The sequence below is a fragment of the Leptospira yanagawae serovar Saopaulo str. Sao Paulo = ATCC 700523 genome (assembly GCF_000332475.2).
Taxonomy (GTDB): domain Bacteria; phylum Spirochaetota; class Leptospiria; order Leptospirales; family Leptospiraceae; genus Leptospira_A; species Leptospira_A yanagawae.
Genome location: NZ_AOGX02000047.1, coordinates 201655 through 224635, shown reverse-complemented (window position 1 = coordinate 224635; position 22981 = coordinate 201655). Strand labels below are relative to the sequence as shown.

Genomic DNA, 22981 nt, shown 5'->3' with positions numbered 1-22981 from the left:
AGAATAGGTTCCTTCTTGGACCTTAAGGAGAACAATTTCCTATGACTTGGATCAAACGAATCGGTTTTTTCCTGTTAACTAACATATTGATTATGACTACAATTTCCATCGTCACCACCCTTATGGGCTCGATGGGATTTAGCATCCGAGCTTTTGGTTTGGACCTAACGCAACTCATTGTTTTCTGTTTGATGTGGGGTATGGCGGGATCATTTATTTCCCTCTTACTTTCCAAAATGATGGCGAAGTGGACGATGGGAGTGAAAATCATCGATCCCAAACAAGCTTCCTCTCACGAAATGGAAATCTACCGTCGCGTCCAATCTCTCGCACAGAGAGCCCACTTACCGATGCCTGAGGTGGGAATTTACGAATCACCTGAAGTAAACGCTTTTGCAACAGGACCAAGTAAGTCCAGTGCGCTTGTTGCTGTTTCCACTGGCTTACTCAATCGAATGAACACACAAGAGTTAGAAGGTGTACTCGCTCACGAATTGTCTCACATCGCAAATGGTGATATGGTAACCCTTACCCTCATCCAAGGTGTTGTGAACTCGTTTGCAATGTTCATCTCTCGGATCATCGCGTATGTTGCGTCAAACGCTGTGAAAGAAGAAATGGCGCATATCGTTCGCATTGCAGTGACCATCTTACTTGATATCGTATTCTCCATTCTTGGATCGATGGCAGTGGCTTACTTCTCTCGCCAAAGAGAGTTTAGAGCCGATGCCGGTGGTGCCAAACTTGCGGGTAGAGAATCAATGATTTCAGCTCTTGAATCCCTCAGACAAATGGTAGAGATGCCAGAGGACCCAAGAGGAGAAGCCCTTGCTTCTTTTAAAATCTCTTCCAAAAAAGGGGGATTTTTATCCCTTTTTGCGACCCACCCGGCATTGGAAGAACGAATTTTGGCTCTCAAACAAATGAGATAATCCTTTTCGAATTCGTTCGAATGATGAGAAAGGTCGGCATTTGCCGGCCTTTTTTTATTGCAAGACCCTAGTCTTCCTAGGTTTCATCCTTTTATGTCCATTGTTAAATCTAAGATACGAACCATTCCTGATTATCCGAAACCAGGGATTTTGTTTCGAGACATCACTTCCCTTCTCATCGATCCAGAAGGTTTCCAACTTACCATTGGGATGTTTGTAGAACGTTACCAAAATGCAAAATTAAATAAAATTGCTGCTATCGACGCAAGAGGTTTCATCCCAGGGGCAGCGCTTGCTTTCCAATTGGGAGTGGGTTTTGTTCCCATCCGAAAAAAAGGAAAACTTCCAGGCAATACCATTTCTGAATCTTATGCACTAGAGTATGGTGTTGACCATGTAGAAATCCATACCGACGCAATCGTTCCAGGAGACAGGGTTCTCATTATGGACGATTTGATTGCAACTGGGGGAACCTTGGAAGCATCCATCAAACTCATCCAAAATTTGAAAGGCCAAATCCACGAATGTTCTACGATCATCAACTTACCTGATTTAGGTGGAGCGAAACGGATCAAAGATACGTATGGGATTGATGTGTTTTCTATTTGTGAATTTGAAGGACATTAAAACTAAGATTTAAGAAACATTTTAAAAAGGTTCCGATCATACATGGGTTTTCCAGTCGGAACTTTTTGTTTTGTCCACACGTATATTCACTTCATTTCCTAAAAAATTCCATCGTACCAAAAATAGTTTTTTTAAGATGTGAATTCCCCTACCACCAGTCACAAGTTTTCGATCGGAATCAATAGGACTTGGAACCAGTCTAGGATTAAAACCTTTTCCGCTATCAATCACAAATACATCTATGTATTTGGCTGATTCAAACACATGGACAGTGATGATATCGTCTTCTCTCTTCCCACCATGTTCTAAAGCATTATCCAATGTTTCATCTACAAGGATTTGAAACCAAAAACTATCCATCGTATTGCGCCAATTTTGTTTATCATATAAGGTCCAAAGTTTTTCCTTGATGATTCTTGAATTGGCACGGTTTGCTGGTATTTTTTCTTCAAAAATTTGTTTGGATCTTTCAAATAAAAAAGAAAAGGGATGGGTGAGATAATCTTTCGTAAAAGAGTAATGGAATAAAAAGACAACAAAACAAGTGATAAATAATAAATTCATAAAAAAGAAAAAATGTAAAAAATAGGAAGTAGTTGCGGGGATTAGATTCGGGAAAATACAAATAGTCAAAAAACTAAAACAAGTAAAAATTGCCGCGTAATATATATATTCCATAAACTTCTGGATGGCAGGGAAATTGAATCGAAGTTTTGAGGTAATTAAATAAGAAAATACAAAAAAAGTAAGAATGTAATAAGTATTATAATAGTATTTAAGTAAAATCAAACTTGCTTCTGGGTAAATGTCATTTAAAAGCCCTAGATCAACTAACAATAACATGATTCCCATTCCAAAAACAAAAGAAGAGACTATGAGGAGTTTTGGGAAATTCCGGAAAAAAGTAGGGAAATGTAATCCAAAGAAAATCAAAACAAAGGAGAAAAAAACCAGATACGTCGAAATGATATGAGGATGGTTTAGGATTTGGTTTTTTAAGAACAAAGTATCAATTAAGATTGTGAAATCACCGATACAGAAAAAACCAGCCAGGACGGAAAAACTTGTTTTCATTCCAGTGCGAGGGTTCTTTCTAAAGGAAACGATGCCAGTGATCAAAGAAAAAAAGGCAACCGATCCGAATAAAATGGATTCAAAAAAACTCATGCAGAATCAAAAAAAAAGACTAATGCCCCCAATTCCCTTTGCGAGTACTATTTTATTTTTTCTGATTTTATTCAACATTCCGATTCCTTCAGATTTACACGCGCAATCCATTGACGAATTGAAGAAATCTGTAGTCCAAATCCGCGTATTTTCACAAACAAAAGACCCCTACTCCCCTTGGATGTCTTCCGGGATTTCGGCTTCGACTGGCTCTGGATTTATCATTTCAAAAAATCGAATTCTGACGAATGCCCATGTTGTTTCGAATGCTAAGTTCATGGAAGTGCAAAGATACAACCAAACGGAATGGTACGAATTAAAAGTATTGTACATTGCACATGATTGTGATTTGGCTATTTTGGAAGTTCCTGACGAAAATTTCTACCAAAATAGCATACAACTTGAGTTAGGTGGAATACCGGAACTGGCTAGCCCCGTGGACATCATTGGATATCCTATTGGAGGAAGTAGAATTTCTGTTAGTCGGGGAATTGTATCCAGAATCGAACAATCCACTTATGCTCATACTGGGATCGACAGTCACTTGGTAGTCCAAGTAGATGCTGCCATAAATCCAGGGAATTCCGGTGGTCCGGCACTCCAAGATGGGAAAGTTGTCGGTGTCGCCTTCCAAGCTTCCACAAAAGGAGAAAATATAGGGTATATCATACCAACAAATGTCATCCAACATTTTTTAAAAGATATAGAGGATGGAATTTACCATGGATATGTTGAACTTGGGATCCAAACTCAAAATTCATTTTCAGAATCTCATCGTAAGTTTTATGGCATACCAACATTAGAAGAAGGTGTATTTGTCACTAGAGTATTCAAACAAGGATCTGCAGAAGGTTTTTTGTATCCAGGTGATTACTTAACAGCAATTGACGGACGTAAAATAGGAAGGAATGGTAATTTAATCGAAACAAATTCTATCGATTTTTTAGAAGTGATTGATAACAAATTTGCTGGTGAAGAAATCCAATTTGATTTGATAAGAGAAAGGAAAAAAATCCAGGTCCGTTTCCCTGCAAAAAAAATGGCACTTATGGAAAACCAAAGAGCAAGTTATGGAAAAGAATACGATTATTTATTATTAGGTGGGCTTCTATTCCAAACGGTAACACGCGATTTGTTAGAAGCATGGAGTAAAACTGGCCAAACACAAGGTGGGAGTTTACTTGTGTATCGATTTTATGAAGCGTATCCACTAAGTGAAGGTGATAACGAAGATGTAGTATTCTATCGAAAATTACCCCATCCGATCAATTCTCATACTGACTTTTATTTGAATATGGTGGTGGAAACATTTAATGGAACTAAAGTAAAAAACTTAAAACACTTAAAAGAATTGTACCAAAACTCAAAAGAGAAAACAATTAAAATCCAATTTTATGGAATTCAAGTTCCGTTACTTTTAGACCGAGACGAAACAGAAAAAGTTAATAGCGAAATCAAACGCTCCTATCATATAACAGGAAACAAATGAAATTAACAAATTTATTTCTAACCATCTTACTCGTTTCTCTACTTTGCCATTTTCAATTATTTGGTAAATCGATTCCTGTTGGGAGCAACGATGCTTCGATTCTTCAAATTAAGGTAACAGTATTATATCCAAATATGATCCAACCTTGGCGATTCAAAAACCCTGAGATTCGACAATCCACTGGAATTTATATTGGAGAAAATCGTATTTTAGTTCCGGCGCAAGCAATCTACTTTTACACCAATATCGAAGTAAAAAAACCAGATGCCTTAAAGGTTTATACAGCTGAATTGGAAAGGTTAGATGCGGACTTAGGTCTCGCCATTCTAAAGTTAGATGATCCTAGTTTTCAAAAAGATTTAAAACCCGTTTTATTTCCAAACGAAGTTTTTGTTCCCGGCACAGGACTTGTGATGGAAAGTAAAGACCAAAGGAACTTAGAAGAAAAAAAAATTAGGATGATCCGATTGGATGTCGATTCATATGCGAGAGGTTATGTAGAATTACCTTATATAGAAATTCAATCCGAAGAAAAGTTGGATGGAATTGGAGAACTTGTTGTGGATGTAACTTCCAGAATTCCGCAAGGAGTGTTATACCAGTTCAAAGAAAACGGATTGGGTAAAATGATCCCGTCATTTGCCATCAAACATTTTATCGAAGGAAAATCTTTCCCCTTCAAAGGATTTCGATTCAAACCACTTCCTGATTTAGCTTCTAGAAATTATTTTGGACTCAGGAAAGACGACTTGGGAGTTTTAGTCGCAGAAATTTACCCAAATTCTTCTGCTTCAGGAATTTTAGAATTAGAAGATGTGATTTTAGAAGTATCAAATTATAAAATTGATCCAAAAGGTTATTTTGACCATCCCAAATTTGGAAAACTCAATCTTTCCTATTTATTCCATAATACCTATGATTCAGAATCAGCCTTTGGTAAAAAAATTAAACTAAAAGTATTACGTAAGAAAAAACCAATCCAACTGGAGCTCGAAACGAAACCTTTAAATGAGACTGACATTCGCATTCCTCATGGGAATACCAGGTTCCAAACTCCCAAATATTTAATGTTAGCTGGCATAGTATTTTTAGAACTTTCAGAACAATACCTAACAGAACACGGGAACCAATGGCGAAACCGAGTAAGTAAAGAATTATTGTACTTAAATGATTTTTATCGAATCAAACGTAATCAAAAAGAAGGGAAAATTGTTTTTTTATCACAAGTATTCCCGCTTTCTGGGAATAAGGCTTACCATACAACCCATCAGGTGATTTTAAAATCTGTGAATGGTAAGGAGATTTCTTCTCTAGAAGAACTCAAACAAATTGTAAACCAATCCGATTCACCATTCATTCAATTCGTATTAGGTGATGGTTACGAACTCATCTTTAAAAAGGAAGAAATTCGAAGTCTAAACGAAGAAGCCAAAAAGAATTTTCAAGTCCAACAAGATTTCAATTTCTAAAACCCAACCTGGTAATTCATTTGTTTAGAAATGAATAATACTTTTATTAGGAATAAAAATAAAATGAGGATGGTCACCAAAACATATTCTTGTTTACGGATGGTTCTGTCTTCATTGAACAGTAAAAGTAAAATTGGAATGCTCAGAGTAAACATTCTCGATACATTTTCATATACAGACCAAAAATGATAATACCCAGCTGTGCCTATCATAAAGAGGACAAACAAAAACGAAATTCTAAATTCCCAACCTTTATTCAGTTTTCCAGTGAAGGGTAAAAACACTCCTAAAAAAAACAAAACCACTAATGGGAATCGAGATAAAAGCCTCGCAAGTTCCTTTATGTTAGTGCCAACCGCCAATTGGCGCCAAATGGATTCCATATAGGAAATCAATCCCTCAAATGGCATGATAAAGTCTGTAAGTCGACCTGGTCTCCAATTTGGAAAACGATATGATAAATACAAATGCCAACAAATGGGAATCACCAAAACCGATCCAACCACAATCATTTTTTTCCTATCTTTACGAAACAAAGCAGCTAAGCCAAGAGGGAATAATAAAAACAATGCTGGTTCTTTTGTAAGGATTGCTAAACTAGATAATAAAACAAATATTAGGTATTTTTCTTTTACAAAATAGTAATATGCAATGATTAGGATGGAAACCATAACCGAATCACTAACGAGAACGTAATAACTACCTAATGCAAACGGGCTTAATAAGTATAAAATCGCATAAGGTTTTACTTCATCATCCAAAAGTTTTCTTAAATAAAAATAAGAAATAAGAATCAGCGTAATATTCCAAAAATACATCCCAAAAATGGCACTCGTTTTTCCAAACAAACCAAAAATACCAACTAACATTGGATAACCGATCCGTGGAGCACGGTAGGATTCATCAAATCCTTTAGGCCAATTTAAATTAAAATTAGAAAGTGGCCTTGAAAAATAGTAAAAAATTTGCCCATCATATCCAGCTCCTAAATCACCTGCTTCTCCTTTAAATAGAATTGCATTCTCTGGAGTTTCGGACTTGTTTTGCAAAGCAAACTCATGCCCAAAATTTACCATGGAACTTGGATTCCAATCGTATTTTTTCCAATAGGAAACGGAAGTGATTCCCCATAATAATAGAAAAACAAAAATCGTTAACCACTGTTTCGAGTTTAAATAATTGAATACTGGATTTAGCTTTTTTAACAACATTATGGTTTCTCCTGAAACGTTTCTGTTTTTGGATCTGATAGATATGGTTCTAATGATTTGGCAAAAATGAGATCGTAAAAACTTGCACCTTCGTATGTTAAATGGTGAGGATCAAAAAAATACCGAACATCTTTAACGGCTTCAGTATGGTCAATGAGCACGTGTCCTCGTTTCGCTAATTTGTTACGCAAATCATTAACCCAATCTTTTCTCCATTGAGAGTCTTTATAAAACGCAAACTCGATAGGATTTTCTGGACTTAAAACCAAAACAAAGGGAATTTTATTGGCTTGAAAATAATCTGAAATTTCTAAGATTCTATTGTATTCTTTCCAGGGTTGGAAATCAACAGCATTCACTGTTTTTTTTGCTTCCCTAACCTTATGAAGGCGAAAGAGTTCATTTCTGTTAGCAGAATCACGAATCATTCTTTCAAAGTATTCTTCCCTAAATTCTGAATCACTCATTTGGATGAATCGAGTATCATCCCAAAAACTCCTTCTGGAATATGAGTAATTTTCTTTTGAAAATGTTTTACAAAAAAAATGAGACAAACGAATTCCAACTGATTCATCTTTTCCATACCGAATCAAATTCACTTCTTTGGCAGTTGGAAGATTCGTATTCACATGAATTTGAACGATTTGCCAAACGATTTCCTTTCCGGCCAAATCCTTCCATTGAATCTCTGTCCAACCTGTTTTTGAAAATGATTTTTGAATTGTTACACTTGGAGTTTTCAGATCCAACGTTTTTTGGTTTTGGTAAAATTGAAAGGTTATATCAGTATTTGGTTTTTGGATGAATATTGACTCACCTTTTCTTTGTTCGCTGCATTGTATCGTTGCGATTTCTTTTGTCCAACCTTTTGACCAAATTCCTTCAATTGGAATCTCTCCTTGGTAGAGATGGTATTTTCTCCCACTTCGGAAATGATTGTCTATATAAACAATGATGGGATCCCAAAAAAATATTCGAAATCGACTCACATAAAACATTGATTTGGTTGCCAGTTTGGAAAAAGATTTTCTCGAAATTCGATTCCAATAATCCTTTAAATACTGTGTCGGATAAATTGTTTTTGTTGGATACCGATCGGCCAATTGTTTCACCCAAATCTCTTCTTGGAAGATCAATGAATTTTGTTTTTGATCCAAATACTCCCATTGCAAATCAGCAAAGTTATGCAAATACACAACGACATCGGGACGAGTCGAAAGTAATGTCTCTTTATAATAATAAAGATCCGTTGGAGACATTGCCACATGGGAAAAAAAATCGTATTTTGTTTTCCGAATTTCTTTTTGATTTAACTCATCCGGTAAAACAGAATACAATGCCACCGAACTACCTGTTATGATGGTTCGATGTTCTTTTTTTTGATTTTGTAAGGATTTTGTTTTATAAATAAAATTGTACCAAGGGGACGAATCCCACTCTGTTTCGTTTGGAAACAAAAAGTACAAATCATAAAACAAAATCCGATCGAGTGCAAAAATACCAACTAACAAACAAATGGTGACTAGGAATACTCTCCATTTGATTCCAATACGGCTTTTTGTTATGGGTAATCGGGGATCAGTTTCCATTTTCTTAATAAAAGTTTTTTTGCAAATTGGATGGCGAGTTTTAATACTTTACGATTAAAACTACTATTCGAAAAAACATATTTGATAGGTAGCTCTTGTATACTTCCATTATTTTTAGAAACAATCGATAGAGCTTCCATATGAAAATCAAAAGCAACTGATTCCAATGGGTAATTTGCAATTTTTTCAAACATTGGTTTGGAATAACGTCTATATCCACTTGTACAATCACGTAAACGATTCCCAAACAAATTAAAAACTCCATTGGATAAACAGTAGTTCATCACTTTTGCGGCGAGCCATGAAATAAACTTACGATACAATGGAACATTCACTGTGGAAGTGCGAGACCCAATGACCAAATCACAATTTGGAAATTCAATGAATTCTCTTAAGTAATTGGCATCATGAGACAAACCAGCGTCCATAGTGATGACCCAGTCGTATTTTTTTTCGACAGCATACTTCATTCCATCTTGGATACCCTTGGGAATATGAGTATTTTTTTCATGTCGAATGACATTGAGTCTTTTCCCAAATTCTTTTGAGAGTTTTTTTAGAATGGAAGCTGTCTCATCTTTACTTGCATCATCAGTGACTGAAACATCTGCATAAGCAATTGCACCTCGCACCACTTCTTCAATTGTGGTGGCTTCATTATAAGCTGGGATCACCACAAGTGTTCGATTTGCCATATTATTTACCAGCGATGTTGAATACGTCTTTGTTTGCTTCAATCCACTTAAGTAAGCGAGTGACTCCTTCTTTTGGAAGGATTTTAGGATTAAATCCAAATTTCTTCGCTTCAGTGATATCACAAATGAAGTAACGCATGTCCCCTGGCCTTTCGACTTCAAAAAGGATCTCTTGTTTTTTACCTAGTATTTCACCAATGAGTGAGATACATTCTAACAAGGAAATTTTATGTGGGCTTGCACCCCCAATATTGTAAACACCAGGGATTGGATTCTTAAAAAATTCCAAATAAGATTTTGCCCCATCTTCAGCATGTAAAATATCACGTGTTTGTTTTCCAGTTCCAAAGATACGGAGTGGAAGACCAAAAACGGATCGAATTGCAAAATTTGCTACCCAACCGTGATCTTCACCACCAAACTGACGTTCACCGTAAATTCCAGTAAAACGAAAACTCGCAGCCTTAACTCCATACATATCGGTATAAGAACGAACATAGTGTTCGGCACTCATTTTGGATGCGTGTAGTGGTGAAATTTGTCCCACCATGGTTGGGTGAGTGACTGGAATTTCTACTGGTTCTCTCACATAAGAAGTTTTGTCTTCTTTTAAGCTATCGTTAATCGAATTTCCATAAACATGGATGGAAGATGTGTTTACCACAGGAATTTTGTGTTTCCTTGCTGCTTCCATCACATTAAACGTTCCAATCACATTGGTTGAAAAATCAAGTTCTGGGTCTTCCCAAGAAATGGTCATCGCAGGTTGTGCAGCTGTGTGGATGATGTAATCACAATCTACACTTCGGTCCATTAGATGTTCCAAATTGCGAATGTCACCTTTTACCATGGTCACACCAAGTGATTTTAAATAGTTCCAGTTATAATCTCTAGTGGCGTCCGTTCCGTAACCAGTTCGTTTCAATTCATATTTTGTCATGTTATCAAAACTGACAACATCCCAACCTTCTTTACGGAACAATTCACAAACATGGGATCCTAAAAATCCACAACCACCTGTAACCAATACTTTATTCGCCATCGCGACTTTCTCCTAAGAAAAACTTTTTTGATAAAATCAATTTTAATATTTGGAATGAATCCGAAATCATATCCCGTAATCGGTATTCCACTTGTCCTACTGGTTTAAAATAAGAAACAGGAATTTCGATACATCTCATATGAGATCTAACGATATCTATCATCATTTCCACAATAAACTTACGATCTTCGACAACTAACTGGGGTTTAACTCGGTCATATGACTCTCGCCATACAGAAAAAAATTGGCAATCTACGTCTGTAAACCTTGGTTCTTGCCCCCACCAAAACACTTCCACAAGTTTACCCATAAGTAAATTTACCAATCGGTATAAAGGTTTTAAATTGGAGCCTTGTTCGATCATCTGCCTTGTGGTCCTTGTTCCTATGACCATGTCAGAGTCCTTCATGTATTCCAATAGTTTTGGAAAATCTTTGGAACGAAACGATCCATCTGGAGATACCACAACCAAAATATCTCCCGTTGCATATTCGATCCCACGACGGACTTGCTCGCCCAGTAAAGATGGGTCTCCATCCCCTGGGAAAGTATACGTTTTCACCTTTTCTTTTTTTGCAAGACTGAGTGTTTCATCTGTTGATTCATTATCAATCACAATGATTTCATTGAATTTATCTTTAAAATCTACGATGACATCTGTAATCGATCGTTCATTATGATTGGTAGGGATAATCAAACTCGTTTTGAATTTGGAAAACAAATCATTTCGAACTTCATACACTGCATGGTAGTAATCCTGCATGGAGTTGATGTTAAAATATTCACAATTCAGGGTGGTTGCATACACTCCACCACTCGTTTCTTTTGCCATTTTATCAATGACATCCGTAATTTCGATCACACCAGATTTGGGTGAGGCAGGTGTTTTTTTAAAAAACTCAAAATATTCAGGTGTAAAATAATAACTCCCAAGTCCCAAAAGTTCATTTGGTGGGTTTTCTGGTTTTTCAACTAAATTTAGAATTTTATCATCTTCTAATACAACAGAATAGTTCTTACGGATTCGAGAAAGAAGAGAAGTTTTTACGATCCCGATGGATGCGGACATTTTTGGATGTTTCTTCAAAACTTTGAGAAACATTTCATGATTGGAACGGTAATAAAACTCATCCCCTAATATGGTAAGGAAAGGTTCATGGATCATTTTTTCCAGGCTTGCCACATCGGAAGCCAAACCTTTTTCCGTCCATAACACAGTTTCGATCACTACTTTGGGAAGTGCCAAACGAATGTGTTCCACTTCAGCCTTAATTTGTTCTTTAAGATGGCCAACAAGGACATACACCTTTTCAATCCCGAATGTTTTTGCCATTAGCTCCACATTCCTATGGAGGATGGTTTTTCCTTCGATGACAAAGAGTGGTTTTGGTATAAAACTCGTACGGGGATAGGCTCTGGTACCTTTTCCAGCGGCGGCAATCACCCCAATTCTGATCTTTTTCAATGTAAAAGGAAAGTCCCTGGAAGGAAGGATTGGGTCAATTAGAAAAGGTTCGTTTCCATCGGTAGAATTGGAGTTCCTTGTTGTCCCCAAAGCCTTTAAATGGCTCCCAATTCCCCTTAGAAGGGTTCCAGGTTTTCTCAGGGTTTTTCTCCCCAATGCCATTCAAATGGAAGCCCCAAATCCCTTCCCGACCCACAGGTAAGCCACTCAGTTGGACTCCCACAGGGTTCCCTGCCTTGTGTTCTAAAGCAAACACCAGCGGGATGTTTTCCAAGGTTCCCAGGAGTGATTCAGACAAAACCCAGACATTGTCTTGATTTTTGATCAGCGTGAACTGTAAATGTTCACAATCAAAACGGCGGAGGAGAGCAAACTTTTGCCCCCATTCCTTTGTGGCACGGATTTGGCATCCCTCAGGGACCAAATGGATTTCTTCCGTTAGATTCGTGATTTTCCCTACAAAGAGGATTTCTTCCCAACCTAAGGTTTTTTTATAACGAAGTTCTTGTGCGTAGTAAAAAAACTTTCCTTTTTCCTGGAAAATCTCTATACCTATCACTAGGTATCCATTTTCAGTTGTTTGACGGTCTGAAATATACAATCCTTCCAGTGATTTTCCTACCACAGGTTTCGTCCAAACAGGTAGAAGGCAAATAAGGGATAATATTAAAAATTTATGCACTTGAATTACCGAGTAATCGCTGCTCTTCTATTTATTTCATCTATTTTTTTCAATTGTTATCCCTTACTTCTGGCAACAAAAGAAGAACCAAATGACAATTCTTCCGTTTTACTCGGAACGTATTTATTACTCGTTGGGAATTGTAACTCAGGTAATGGGCTTTGGGCAAGAGACCTTACCACACAAACGAGTGTCTGTGTACCAGTTCAACTTTTGTATGATGGGAACAATGTACAAGTTTATAAAGAAGTATCCCTTTCCACTAATTACGATTTGGTGAACTTTGGGAAAGTTTTTGATACCAATACTTACAGCAAACTTATTGCCACATTTGGAACCCCAAGTGACAGAGATGGAGATGGCAAAATCAAAATATTGGTGATGGATATAAGAGATGGTGCTACAGCAAACAGTCCTTATGTGGCAGGATATTATGACCCAGTAAATTATTTTTCTGATAATTTTTTATCAAGGATTCGTTCCAATTTTGCAGAAGTATTGTACTTAGATGGAAAAGAATTAATTGCGGCAAATAATTCCGATCCAACCGCATTTACATCCACAGCAGCGCATGAATTCCAACATTTACTTCGGTTTCCCAGGATGTATGAAGTGGGTCAAACCGACGAACTTTGGATCAACGAAGGAACAAGTGAAGTGGCCAGTGACATTGCAGGGTTTGGACCGCAAACCAGTCGTTTGGATTGTTATGCAGGGAGAGAATCACGTTGTTCGGATGGGATCAATGGTGTTTCCTTATTAGATTGGAATAATAGCAGTAGCGAAGTCCTCAAACAATATGCCTTTGCCTATGTATTTTTGAAGTATCTTTATGAAAGTTCAGGCACAACAGAGGCACAAAAACAAAGTTTTTTTCGTAATTCCGTGTTAGGCGTGAATGGAATCCGTGCCAACTCCACGGGAAGTTTGATGTCAGTTTTCCAAACCAGCGCGAATTTCCAATCCTCTGCTCTCACCACCCAGAATTCCGATATCTTCTTTCGGATGTACACTCTCATCACAGGGTATAGCTTTGGTTTAACTAATTTTTCTTCTGTAGAGCAAGTGCAAATTGATGGAGGAAATATAAACACAATTGATTTGTCAAATGCAGTCCACTACTACCCACTCCCTACTAGTTTGAATCGGTTTAATACGCTCGCTAACCAAGTAACTCCGACAACAATAAAAAATACCATCAAACAAGGATCCACTAACTTTTATAATACTGCTCCACCAAATATTCTCGTAAGTTCTTCAAGAAAAAATTATGGCCGAGTCGCTGGAATCGGGAAAGGAATCTTTTTATGGGCAGATTCCCCTTCTGGTTTCAATGCGAGCTTTCGGAATGTAACAGAAACAGAGGAGACATTCGCTCCGGTGAGAACAAAACCTAGGTCTTTAAAATCTGTGATAGGCACTGATCATGGGCACCAATTCCCGATTTGTGGTTTTGAATTTACAAACGGTTTGGTTCATACTTCCGAAAGTATTCCAATAGAATAGAACGCATCAGACCTCGGTAACAGTCCTTCGCAACGTGGCCACCATCTGCAAACGCATTACAAGAATATGAGGAATCATTTTTTAATTTTAAAATAGAATAATTGTATTTGGATGTGATTTCATTTACTTCTTTTTCCCATAATCCAACCAGGGATTCTTTTTCCATTAGGGATTCAAAATCTGGGGAAGACAATGGCCAAACGACTACCACTTTGATGCCTTCCTGATTCAATCTAAATAGAATTTTTTCGTAAAATCCAAATTGCATTCCACTCCTTTGGTAGGAGGCAAACAACCAATCCAAGGTTCTATGGCTTGTTTGTAATAATGAATTGGAGTTTTTCTCCATATAATTGTCGATAGGTGAAAGTCCGTTTCCATTATGTGATAAAATATAATCGTAAGTCGCTTTATGCATTTCAAAAGCATTGACTAAATAGGGATTTTTATAATTTTTCCACATCTGGTCGAGGTAAGGTTTGTAAGTTCCAACAGCAAAAAGTTTACGCCCAAGGTAAAAAGAAACATAGTCCTTTCCAAACAATTGGATATTAGAAAACACATACCCTAAGTCGAAACTATAAGTTAAATTGGAACTTTTGAAGACAGAGTTGTGATTGAACTGGTTTGGATCAGTTTCCATGATCACAAGATCAGGTTTGATGCCAGCATCTAAAAGTTTTGTTAATTGGTAGTCATAATAAGCTGGAGTTGTGACGGCTGAAGAAAGGTTATAAATTTCCCACTCTGGGTAAAACGATACCAATTCATCATGATCAAAATAAAGAAGGCGAGAAGAACCCAAAATGAACATGATTTTTTTGGATTTTGACTCACCAACCCCAGTTTTTTTTTGGATGAGTGAATCCAAAAAATCAGCTTTTGCTTTATAGTTAACCGCTGTCAGGTCAATCTTTGTTATGATTTGTACATAAGGGATTCTAAAAATGGAATCCACAAAAAACAAAAAAACTAAAAGAAAAACTGGGTAAAAAAGGAACCGTGCCTTGAGCATATCTGAAAGGAGAAAGGAAACGGATTAAAATGTAAAGCGAATTGAGAACCTCCCCCAGACTTTCGAATGAGGGAGAAAGTGTTTATGCTACTTGTGTGCGAGCAAGTTTACGTTTCTTTTTAAGACTAAGGAACCAATCATCAGCCTTACGAACATGGCTCACTAATTTTTTCACGTGTTCTCTATTCTCTGGATTTAAGATTTCACGTGCTTCTTGGATGATTTCTTCCACTGTTTTCACATGGAATGTGAAATAACTAGTAAAGAGTTCGTAATACTCTCTGTCGGTGTTCTCCCAATCTTTTGATTGGATATCATCAAAAAACTCAGTTAACTGTGGTATGTCGATCTCAGGTGTCGCATCAAAATGATTGTTCATCATTGCGATACGGTCTGTTATATCAGTTAATTTCTGGAAATAAGATTCCAATTCAGGATATTCCATCTTCCAACCCTCCTTAACAACCCTTACTTTTACCAGGATTTTAGAAAGGGTCGAGAGATCAAGTTTTTTTCATAAATATGCTGATATCTGGATTTTGTTTTAAGAAGTCTTTTAGGTGTACAGCTTGTCCGTCCCATGCCTCTTTGGCACCATCTAGCCATACTTGTGAAGAATCGTTGTCAGGAAATCCCCCATTAACAATTGTTAATTTGGATTGATTTGGCCCTGTGCTTTCAAATAATAACTGCAAAAAAATATCCCCGGCTGGATGGTCTTTCCATTCCATTACAAGTTCTTTTAATGGTTCAATTTTTTTATAAACTCCATGGGATGTGAAATTTCCTTCCAGGCCTAATTTCCATGTCCAAGAAAACTCACCTCCAACTTTTGGCCTTCCCCTTACCTCATCTGCCAACCAATGCACTAACACTTCATAAACGGTGACCGCGGACCACAATCGTTCAATAGGTTCATCAAATGTAAAAACAGATTTGGTTTCTCTCATAGACAGAGAGATAAGGTTTTCGATTGGTTTGGCAAGATGTTTTTTTAGGCAACCTAGTACCAATGGATCGAAATTCTTCCATCCATTGGTGGGTTTAAGAGTCTCAGAACAAAGTTTAGATGTTTAGATTGTTGGGTCGAACATAAACAGACTGCACGACACTGATGTTTCGCATTTGGAACGCAGCAGCGCAATATGCTAAGTAGTACCTCCACTTACGAATAAACGTTTCGCTATACCCTTGATTTCTCACTAAAGCCAAATTGTCTTCAAAGGCACGTAACCAAATCCTAAGTGTTTTTGCATAACTAAGACCCATATCTTCCAAATGGTGGAGATACATATCCCCCGTGCGATTGATCGCTTGGTTCATTCGCCCAATCGAAGGCAAAAGCGAACCAGGGAAAATATGTTTTTGGATGAAATCGATCCCCTTTTTAAAAGCAGTGAACCTAGAATCAGGGCAAGTGATCACTTGGAGTGCCATTATTCCATCTTGTGCCAAAAGATCCTGACACTTTTGAAAGAATGTTTCATAAAATGCATCACCAACTGCTTCCAACATTTCAACTGATACAAGTTTAGTGAACTTACCCTCAATTTTACGGTAGTCTTGGATCCGAATCTCAATTTTGTCTGACAATCCCTCATTGGCGATTCGTTCTTTTGCATATTTGTATTGTTCTTCAGACAAAGTAACAGTTGTTACCTTGCATCCATAATTTTTTGCCGCATGGATGGATAAAAATCCCCATCCACTTCCAATTTCCAATAAATGGTCATTCGGATTTAGTTTTAACTTTTGGCAAAGTTTATCCACCTTTGTGGTTTGTGCTTCTTCCAAAGTTTGGTCAAGTGACTCAAAATAAGCAGAACTATACGTCATAGTAGGATCTAAGAATAGTTTATAAAAACTATTACCTAAATCATAATGTTCTACAATGTTCTTTTTACTACCAGTGAGTGTATTCCGTCTTAAAAAATGTAAGAATTTATTTCCTAAATTGAACAGATCCAAATGGAAAAGTTTTTTCTTTGCTCCTGATAAATTTGGAGTTTCATCTACATTCAAAATAAACCATGAGATTACGTTTTCAATCGAGTCAGTATCCCAATCACCTGTTAAATAAGATTCTGAAAATCCAATATCACCATGTAATACGGATTTTTTAAAGAAAACAGGATCTTTCACTTGAATGAGAGCGGAATGAAATTTTGGCTCATAATTGCTATTTGCATCACCAAGCACCACCTGCTCTCCGTTAGGTAGAATCATTCGTAATGATCCTCTCTTCATGGAACTCATTGCTTTAAAAAATATCTTTTTGTAAATGGGATATTGTTCGGTGACCGTCTTATCCTTTAGTTCAGTAAAAAGCTCTGAATCAATCGTTTCTTGTAAAAGGGACTGGTTCGCTGATTTTTCCAAGGGGAACTCCTGTTTGTTTCTCTAAGTTTTGGTGTTTCTTTATGTAAGGAATTTTTTTGATCCACAACTTGAAGGCTTGCCAATGAATCAATGTTATTATTTTGACGGTAATAAATGGAAATTGGATGAAAAGTTTTAATAGAGATTGGGTCTTAAATGGAATTTTTTTTCCAATAAAGGATGTAATTAAAATTCGTTTCCCATCTTCATAAGAGTCGACTCCAATCTGTAATTTTTCATTCGGAACATTCAAACGGAATTCGAATTCAGAATCCAATGGGATAAAGGGTGAGACATAAAAATGTTTTGGTTCTCGGATGTACACTTCTGGGTCTGCGATTGTACCTTCCCCAGATTGGAATTTACCTATGTAGGGTTTGATTTCCCCAAAGGTATTGCCAACTTCCGCAATGGCAACAAGTGGAGTTCCATCTGATGCAAAACAAAAATAAAAACTCACCGGGTTAAACACATAACCAAGGACTCGAAAATTGGTTAAGAGGAAAATTTTTCCCACTGAACCTTTCACTCCAGACGCTTCCAAAAATGCTTTCACATTCTCATACGTTGTCTGTTTTCCAAATTGCAAATGGTCTTTGTCGAAGTAAGAAAATAGATTCCACCGATTCCGCGAGAAAAACAAACTCTTGTGGGACAACTGGTCTATTTCTTCCAGATCAATATAAAAATTAAAAATTTTATATTGGAACTTGTTTTGGGTCGGTGCGGTACGCATATGGAATACGTCCGCCTCATACATACAAGAATTTAGGTCCATGGATCTCGTTTTAAAATGCTTTTGGAAACATTCACTGCTGATAAAAATCCATCTTCGTGAAATCCATATCGGAAATATGCACCTGCAAAATAAATCGGCCCGTCCTCATTTAACTTCGGCAAACGGCTTTGCCCAAGAGAAGCCTCTACAGAAAAAAGTGGGTGTTCATAATCTATTTTTTTGATGAGATGGCTTTTTTTCACACGGTCTGGATCATTGATAGTCACAAAATAGTTTTTCTTCTTCGAAACATTTTGCAAACGATTCATCCAATAAATCGTATACGGTTCCTGTTTTCCGTTTTGCCCTTCTATGATTTTATAATTCCAACTCGACCAACAAGATTGAATCGTTGGCATATCTGTTTCATCGGTATGCAGGGTGGCAGTGTTGTGTTGGTATTTGTAAAGTGGTAATAATTCCTTTTCAAGTTTTGTTGGATTTTGTAAGAGTTTGGCAGACAAATGACCATGGGTAGCCAGTAACACCTTATCAAAAACTTCCTTTTTCCCTTCTGGTAAACTGAGTTCCACTTTTCCATTTGGCAATCGAGTGACTGCTTGTATGGCTGTATTCAATCGGATTCGGTTTTGGATCGGTGGGATGATTCGTTTAACGTATTCTTTTGAACCGCCATCCACTGTATACCATTGGTGTTGTGTATTGAGACCTAAAAAACCATGATTATAAAAAAAGCGAATGAGAGATTTGGCTGGGAATTCCAACATCAAATCAGGTGGTGTGGACCAAACAGCAGAACTCATTGGAACTAAATAATAATTGAGGATGTCCTTACCATAACCAAACGTCTGCATATAACGCCCTAAGTTCCAATCATCATAGGTAGGGTTCTCCAGAATTTTTGGTGCGTTTGAATTGAAACGATCGATTTCAAGTAACATCTTCAGATAACGCGGACGGAATAAGTTTCGTTTTTGTGCAAATAATCCAGAGAGTCCTGATCCACAAAATTCAAGTTTGGTGGGATCATGTTGTACGCTAAATGACATGTCCGATTTTTTTGTGGGCACACCTAAGGTTTGGAACAAACGCAATAAATTCGGATAGGTTACGTGATTGAAGACAATGAACCCTGTATCGATCGGAATTTGGATCCCATCTTCTTCTACCATAACCGTGTTGGTATGACCACCAATGTAATTGGCAGAGTCAAATATTGTTAAATCAAAATCATTTTTTAAAAAGTAAGCAGAACCCAATCCTGCGATTCCAGTTCCGACAATTGCTAATGTTTCTTTCACTTGTTTCCCTAATGGTGATTAGACCGTTATGAAAAGAGTTGGTTCATTTGCAAATGGACTTCTTCTGCTTTCTTTTTTGAAACTTCCCCATAATTTTCTGTGAGAGTGCTAAGTGTAATGCCGCGGGATGAATTGATCAATGCTTCTTTGCCAGAAGCATTTAGGATCGATTCCAAGTCTCCACCTTGTGCTCCAAATCCTGGAATGAGAAAACATAAATCACGATGACGTTTACGAAGGGATTGGATCTCAGATGGATGGGTCCCTCCGACAACAAGGCCAATCTGTCCTGGGTAGGTCTCGGAAAGTTTTGCCATTTGGTCACTGACCTCTTCATAGAAATAGAGACCACTGCCTTCGGTTTTTAATTTTTGTAAGTCCCGTGAACTTGGATTGGAAGTTAACCCAAGCACAAACAAATAACCACCTAAATCAAGATAGGGTTCCAAACTATCTCGGCCCATATAGGGATTCACTGTCAGGGCATCCACTTTTAAGGTTTGGAAAAAATACTTCGCATATTCTTTTGCTGTATTGGCAAGGTCACCACGTTTTGCATCCATTACAATCGGAACCTCTGGCGAAACCTCTTTCATTAGGTGGACCATATGTTCTAATGCAAAATACCCTTCCGCTCCTAACCGTTCAAAAAAAGCAATATTGGGTTTCCAAGAAACGGCAAAGGGGTGGGTGTACCGAATGATGGTTTCCGAAAAATGAACAAGAGGGGACTTGGATTCCAAACAAACTTTTGGTAATTTTTCCAATTCCGGATCAATTCCGATGCAGAGTTGGGATCGTAACTGGTCACGGCGGGAGTGGAACTTTGATAAAAATGAGGTCATGGACTCGGTTTGATTTCCTTTATCGTTTTCTTTTGTTTGCGTTTTTCCATTTCAAGAGAGATGTCTCTTTTTTTGTAACGACCATAAATATGACCTGGGATGACCGTAAAAGTAGTGATAGGGTTTACGACAACATCACCAATCGCTCCCCCCACATAGGTCGCATACGCTGGGGTCAGAAGTTCGAAGGAAGATTCTAATTGTGCCACATCTTCCTTTTCAGCAAAGTAATTGAGGGCATCATCGGATGCCTTTGCTTCGTGGTACAAACTTCCTACAATGGGAATCGCATAGACAGCTGCATATAAAGTACGTTTTTCCCTTTGTGCAAAATCCTTTGCATGCCCTCCTTCATGGATGGCAACGGGAGGTAAATCGGAATACAAATTGATGGTGTTGGTAAATGCATTGTAATGGTCGCCACTTATAGTACCGGCAAACAAACGACCCGGTAAAAAAGTATAGGCAAGTAAAGAAAGAGAACCAAAAAAATAACGAACCACTGGATTGATATTTTGGTTTTTGGACAACCGTTTCCATTCTGATAACGGAGCATATTGGTTAAATCTAACCTTTACATCACGTAAATTATTCTCCTTCATATAACGAATCAAATATTCTTTCGTTTCTTTAGAGATGTGATGGTTGTCTGCCTTTCGGTTCCATAAAACAATTTTGGAGGGAATCGAAAAAATCCAGTCTCCAGTTTTGTCCAAAATCCAAACTGGTTCCCCTTCTTCGAATTGAGGGTCATCTTCTGTAAATTCTGGACTTGGTAAATACGGATTCCCGTAATTGTATTGTTTTTCTAACGAATAACAATTGATTACCAAAACTCCCAAACAGAATACAAAAAGGATCGGATAACGTTTCATAACGAGTCAATAATTTCCTTTAACTTTGGATCCATTGGTTCTTCTGTTTTCGGTTTTTTCTTTGTCGGCGGAGTTTTGATTTCATCTTGCCTCATCACCTTCACATTGTTTTGGAAACCCGAAGATAACTCCAATTGGTTAAAAAACTCATTTAATGCATTTCGTCCTAGTTGGTTGATTTGGTCTTCTCGGTTTCCACGGAATCCACTATACGGCACATACCAAACCAAAGGAAGGATTGTAATCGTACTTCCTAAAAGATAACAATTGGTTACATGGGAAAGGATTTCATCATAATAATCAAAATCTTCCTGTCCAAATCCACGAATTTGAAAATTCCCTTTGAGTCGAACATAGGTTAAGTTTTCGTGGCATCGATCCAATGAAACCAATTCAAATGACTCAATACGAATGTTACCACCTCTTTCTATAAGCAGAGGGAACCTTTGTTCCCGAATGGACAATTCCTTACGAATCAAATACGATAAGGGACCATATTCATTCTCTAAACTTTGGGCATCAAAAAAAAATGGATCAAATAATCCCATTTTCATTCGGTTTTCATCTTTGACTTCTACTTGTATATGGTCCATTTTTTTGACAAAGTCGTATTCCTTTTCATTGGGAAACGGCCGATACACTCGAAGGGATACATCACATCCCACTAAGAGAAAACAAATTAGCAGTATAAAAATTCTGAGTTTTTTCTCAAAACACATAGGTATATCCTAAAAACAAATTTGCAATCGCATACACTCTATTTGGGCGACTATTATATCCATCAGATTCATAATAACCAGAACTTAAGTAATAGTCTTTGAAAGCGGATGTATACGACTCAATGTTTGCGGCCCGAAATCCAGGTGCACGTGATTCATTGGCTCTCCAGTTGTATTGTAAGTATTGTAATCCTAAATGAAATTTGTGATGGGTAAAAGGTTGCCAATTGAATTGTGTGATCAGATTCAGACCAATGATTGCCGTATCTAGATTTTTTTCCGAAAAGATAGAATACATTTCATCATAGGATATTTTTTCACCACTAAAACGAGTGTACCCGCCAGCATTGGTAAACATATCCCTTTTGTACTGCAATTTGGCTCCAGGTGTAAAAAATAAATCTCCCCCAAATTCATAGGACCAAACATTCGTCAAATGGTGATAAAACTTAAAACCAGTACTTGGTGCGATATAATTGATTTGGTCTTTTAATAAACTGGTTTGGCCTAAGGTCATCGAATGTTGCGAAGAATTAGTGTTCATCGAACCAAATCGAAACCCAAACTCCCAAGAAAAACTTTTGTTAGACGAATATTCTTCAAATACTTGCACAACAAATTTGTGATCTGCATTTCTAAATGCATCCGCTTGGTTTCCGTATTGGAAACCATCTAGATAACCGAATGTAAAATAATTCCGTGATGTGTTGGATTGCAAATACACATACTCAAGACCCCATTTTTTGGATTTGTGTAGGTAGGCAAATCGAGGCGAAATGAAATTTGATTCCCTTCTTTTGTCATTCCACTCATTGGTAAAGGGTAATGAACGGATGTTTTGGTATCCAATCTCGGAACGTGGGAAGTAAGGGGTTCCTGCTTGGAATGCAATCCTACCATCGTCAAAACTCCATTCTTTTCCAGACTGGAACATCGAAAACGATTGAAGGCCTCTTAACCCAATCTCCCATTTCCCACCGGAAAACTCCAATGATCCATTGTTTGTAGCAGGTATGTTTTGGTTCGATGGAATGTATTCAGGTTCGCTATAAGACCTTTGGAAATTCCTGGAACGGATTTTTTTAATCTTTTCTCGGAGGATTTGGCCCTTTTTATAATACCCTCTACTTTCATACGATTCCGCTTCCAATTCTAATTTGGTTGCATCTGTTTCCTCTGCAAATAGCAAAGAGGTTGGAATGGCAAAAAGCCAAACCAACATAGAAAGATAGAG

Annotated in this window: 22 protein-coding genes; 5 read left to right on the top strand and 17 right to left on the bottom strand. The window is 37.4% G+C overall.

Annotated elements, in window-relative coordinates:
* Positions 1-41: 41 nt before the first annotated feature.
* Both htpX and LEP1GSC202_RS19145 read left to right on the top strand, forming a co-directional pair.
* Positions 42-932 carry a protease HtpX gene (htpX, locus tag LEP1GSC202_RS19150; RefSeq protein WP_015679336.1) on the top strand — a complete coding sequence of 297 codons (891 nt, stop codon included), beginning with the start codon at positions 42-44 and terminating at the stop codon, positions 930-932.
* Between the two features lie 93 nt (positions 933-1025).
* Positions 1026-1559, top strand: a complete 534-nt coding sequence (locus tag LEP1GSC202_RS19145; RefSeq protein WP_015679465.1) for an adenine phosphoribosyltransferase — start codon at positions 1026-1028, stop codon at positions 1557-1559.
* Positions 1560-1595: 36 nt separating this feature from the next.
* On the opposite strand, the gene LEP1GSC202_RS19140 is transcribed toward LEP1GSC202_RS19145, so the two are convergent.
* On the bottom strand, positions 1596-2633 hold the full coding sequence (locus LEP1GSC202_RS19140) for an ATP-binding protein (RefSeq protein ID WP_015679241.1): 1038 nt from the start codon (positions 2631-2633) through the stop codon (positions 1596-1598).
* A gap of 91 nt (positions 2634-2724) precedes the next feature.
* On the opposite strand from LEP1GSC202_RS19140, the gene LEP1GSC202_RS19135 reads away from it, so the two are divergent.
* Complete coding sequence (locus LEP1GSC202_RS19135) at positions 2725-4215, top strand: S1C family serine protease (protein ID WP_425256029.1); 1491 nt, start codon at positions 2725-2727, stop codon at positions 4213-4215.
* Entirely contained in the window at positions 4212-5684 is a 1473-nt protein-coding gene (locus LEP1GSC202_RS19130) for a PDZ domain-containing protein (protein ID WP_015679341.1), read from the top strand. The genes LEP1GSC202_RS19135 and LEP1GSC202_RS19130 overlap by 4 nt, the downstream gene beginning before the upstream one ends.
* Here LEP1GSC202_RS19130 and LEP1GSC202_RS19125 read toward each other — a convergent pair.
* Genes LEP1GSC202_RS19125 through LEP1GSC202_RS19100 form a run of 6 tightly spaced genes read right to left on the bottom strand, consistent with a single transcriptional unit; the run spans position 5681 to position 12368 of the window.
* Positions 5681-6895, bottom strand: coding sequence for an AZOBR_p60025 family cell surface glycopolymer formation protein (locus LEP1GSC202_RS19125; protein WP_015679281.1), 1215 nt, complete (start codon positions 6893-6895; stop codon positions 5681-5683). The genes LEP1GSC202_RS19130 and LEP1GSC202_RS19125 overlap by 4 nt on opposite strands.
* Positions 6895-8484 (bottom strand): hypothetical protein, encoded by a 1590-nt coding sequence (locus tag LEP1GSC202_RS19120; protein ID WP_015679230.1) that lies wholly within the window; start codon positions 8482-8484, stop codon positions 6895-6897. The genes LEP1GSC202_RS19125 and LEP1GSC202_RS19120 overlap by 1 nt, the downstream gene beginning before the upstream one ends.
* Positions 8457-9179, bottom strand: a complete 723-nt coding sequence (locus LEP1GSC202_RS19115) for a glycosyltransferase family 2 protein (protein WP_015679409.1) — start codon at positions 9177-9179, stop codon at positions 8457-8459. Before LEP1GSC202_RS19115 ends, LEP1GSC202_RS19120 begins: the two co-directional genes overlap by 28 nt.
* 1 nt (position 9180) lies before the next feature.
* Entirely contained in the window at positions 9181-10221 is a 1041-nt protein-coding gene (locus LEP1GSC202_RS19110) for an NAD-dependent epimerase/dehydratase family protein (protein WP_015679297.1), read from the bottom strand.
* A complete protein-coding gene (locus LEP1GSC202_RS19105; protein ID WP_015679378.1) occupies positions 10211-11686 on the bottom strand; it encodes a nucleotidyltransferase family protein in 1476 nt (491 codons plus the stop codon). Before LEP1GSC202_RS19105 ends, LEP1GSC202_RS19110 begins: the two co-directional genes overlap by 11 nt.
* A 34-nt stretch (positions 11687-11720) precedes the next feature.
* Positions 11721-12368: a hypothetical protein gene (locus LEP1GSC202_RS19100; RefSeq protein WP_039929590.1), complete on the bottom strand. Its 648-nt coding sequence runs from the start codon at positions 12366-12368 to the stop codon at positions 11721-11723.
* On the opposite strand from LEP1GSC202_RS19100, the gene LEP1GSC202_RS19095 reads away from it, so the two are divergent.
* On the top strand, positions 12363-13874 hold the full coding sequence (locus LEP1GSC202_RS19095; RefSeq protein ID WP_015679462.1) for a peptidase MA: 1512 nt from the start codon (positions 12363-12365) through the stop codon (positions 13872-13874). The genes LEP1GSC202_RS19100 and LEP1GSC202_RS19095 overlap by 6 nt on opposite strands.
* Here LEP1GSC202_RS19095 and LEP1GSC202_RS19090 read toward each other — a convergent pair.
* From LEP1GSC202_RS19090 to LEP1GSC202_RS19045, 10 genes are all read right to left on the bottom strand, one after another.
* The gene (locus LEP1GSC202_RS19090) at positions 13828-14889 is read right to left on the bottom strand and encodes a DUF1574 domain-containing protein (protein WP_015679227.1); all 1062 of its coding nucleotides are present in this window, start codon (positions 14887-14889) and stop codon (positions 13828-13830) included. The genes LEP1GSC202_RS19095 and LEP1GSC202_RS19090 overlap by 47 nt on opposite strands.
* A gap of 82 nt (positions 14890-14971) precedes the next feature.
* A complete protein-coding gene (locus LEP1GSC202_RS19085; RefSeq protein ID WP_015679287.1) occupies positions 14972-15334 on the bottom strand; it encodes a protein kinase family protein in 363 nt (120 codons plus the stop codon).
* Positions 15335-15392: 58 nt separating this feature from the next.
* Positions 15393-15839 carry an SRPBCC family protein gene (locus LEP1GSC202_RS19080; RefSeq protein ID WP_015679213.1) on the bottom strand — a complete coding sequence of 149 codons (447 nt, stop codon included), beginning with the start codon at positions 15837-15839 and terminating at the stop codon, positions 15393-15395.
* Between the two features lie 115 nt (positions 15840-15954).
* Positions 15955-17268 (bottom strand): SAM-dependent methyltransferase, encoded by a 1314-nt coding sequence (locus LEP1GSC202_RS19075; RefSeq protein WP_051125399.1) that lies wholly within the window; start codon positions 17266-17268, stop codon positions 15955-15957.
* A complete protein-coding gene (locus tag LEP1GSC202_RS19070; protein ID WP_039929615.1) occupies positions 17225-18028 on the bottom strand; it encodes a DUF1365 domain-containing protein in 804 nt (267 codons plus the stop codon). Before LEP1GSC202_RS19070 ends, LEP1GSC202_RS19075 begins: the two co-directional genes overlap by 44 nt.
* Positions 18029-18036: 8 nt before the next feature.
* The gene (locus LEP1GSC202_RS19065) at positions 18037-19308 is read right to left on the bottom strand and encodes an NAD(P)/FAD-dependent oxidoreductase (protein WP_015679354.1); all 1272 of its coding nucleotides are present in this window, start codon (positions 19306-19308) and stop codon (positions 18037-18039) included.
* 26 nt (positions 19309-19334) lie between these two features.
* Positions 19335-20153 (bottom strand): orotidine-5'-phosphate decarboxylase, encoded by an 819-nt coding sequence (pyrF, locus tag LEP1GSC202_RS19060; protein ID WP_015679296.1) that lies wholly within the window; start codon positions 20151-20153, stop codon positions 19335-19337.
* Positions 20150-21028 carry a hypothetical protein gene (locus LEP1GSC202_RS19055; RefSeq protein WP_015679421.1) on the bottom strand — a complete coding sequence of 293 codons (879 nt, stop codon included), beginning with the start codon at positions 21026-21028 and terminating at the stop codon, positions 20150-20152. The genes pyrF and LEP1GSC202_RS19055 overlap by 4 nt, the downstream gene beginning before the upstream one ends.
* Positions 21025-21747 carry a hypothetical protein gene (locus tag LEP1GSC202_RS19050; RefSeq protein WP_015679397.1) on the bottom strand — a complete coding sequence of 241 codons (723 nt, stop codon included), beginning with the start codon at positions 21745-21747 and terminating at the stop codon, positions 21025-21027. The genes LEP1GSC202_RS19055 and LEP1GSC202_RS19050 overlap by 4 nt, the downstream gene beginning before the upstream one ends.
* Entirely contained in the window at positions 21737-22969 is a 1233-nt protein-coding gene (locus tag LEP1GSC202_RS19045; protein WP_015679324.1) for a hypothetical protein, read from the bottom strand. Before LEP1GSC202_RS19045 ends, LEP1GSC202_RS19050 begins: the two co-directional genes overlap by 11 nt.
* Positions 22970-22981: the final 12 nt, after the last annotated feature.

Coding starts and splice junctions, on each gene's coding strand:
- LEP1GSC202_RS19145 (WP_015679465.1), top strand. CDS start 1,026: ATGTCCATTGTTAAATCTAAGATACGAACCATTCCTGATTATCCGAAA.
- LEP1GSC202_RS19055 (WP_015679421.1), bottom strand. CDS start 21,028: ATGAAACGTTATCCGATCCTTTTTGTATTCTGTTTGGGAGTTTTGGTA.
- LEP1GSC202_RS19135 (WP_425256029.1), top strand. CDS start 2,725: ATGCAGAATCAAAAAAAAAGACTAATGCCCCCAATTCCCTTTGCGAGT.
- LEP1GSC202_RS19140 (WP_015679241.1), bottom strand. CDS start 2,633: ATGAAAACAAGTTTTTCCGTCCTGGCTGGTTTTTTCTGTATCGGTGAT.
- LEP1GSC202_RS19095 (WP_015679462.1), top strand. CDS start 12,363: ATGCACTTGAATTACCGAGTAATCGCTGCTCTTCTATTTATTTCATCT.
- LEP1GSC202_RS19085 (WP_015679287.1), bottom strand. CDS start 15,334: ATGGAATATCCTGAATTGGAATCTTATTTCCAGAAATTAACTGATATA.
- pyrF (WP_015679296.1), bottom strand. CDS start 20,153: ATGACCTCATTTTTATCAAAGTTCCACTCCCGCCGTGACCAGTTACGA.
- LEP1GSC202_RS19050 (WP_015679397.1), bottom strand. CDS start 21,747: ATGTGTTTTGAGAAAAAACTCAGAATTTTTATACTGCTAATTTGTTTT.
- LEP1GSC202_RS19110 (WP_015679297.1), bottom strand. CDS start 10,221: ATGGCGAATAAAGTATTGGTTACAGGTGGTTGTGGATTTTTAGGATCC.
- LEP1GSC202_RS19080 (WP_015679213.1), bottom strand. CDS start 15,839: ATGAGAGAAACCAAATCTGTTTTTACATTTGATGAACCTATTGAACGA.
- LEP1GSC202_RS19125 (WP_015679281.1), bottom strand. CDS start 6,895: ATGTTGTTAAAAAAGCTAAATCCAGTATTCAATTATTTAAACTCGAAA.
- htpX (WP_015679336.1), top strand. CDS start 42: ATGACTTGGATCAAACGAATCGGTTTTTTCCTGTTAACTAACATATTG.
- LEP1GSC202_RS19045 (WP_015679324.1), bottom strand. CDS start 22,969: ATGTTGGTTTGGCTTTTTGCCATTCCAACCTCTTTGCTATTTGCAGAG.
- LEP1GSC202_RS19130 (WP_015679341.1), top strand. CDS start 4,212: ATGAAATTAACAAATTTATTTCTAACCATCTTACTCGTTTCTCTACTT.
- LEP1GSC202_RS19120 (WP_015679230.1), bottom strand. CDS start 8,484: ATGGAAACTGATCCCCGATTACCCATAACAAAAAGCCGTATTGGAATC.
- LEP1GSC202_RS19070 (WP_039929615.1), bottom strand. CDS start 18,028: ATGTATGAGGCGGACGTATTCCATATGCGTACCGCACCGACCCAAAAC.
- LEP1GSC202_RS19090 (WP_015679227.1), bottom strand. CDS start 14,889: ATGCTCAAGGCACGGTTCCTTTTTTACCCAGTTTTTCTTTTAGTTTTT.
- LEP1GSC202_RS19115 (WP_015679409.1), bottom strand. CDS start 9,179: ATGGCAAATCGAACACTTGTGGTGATCCCAGCTTATAATGAAGCCACC.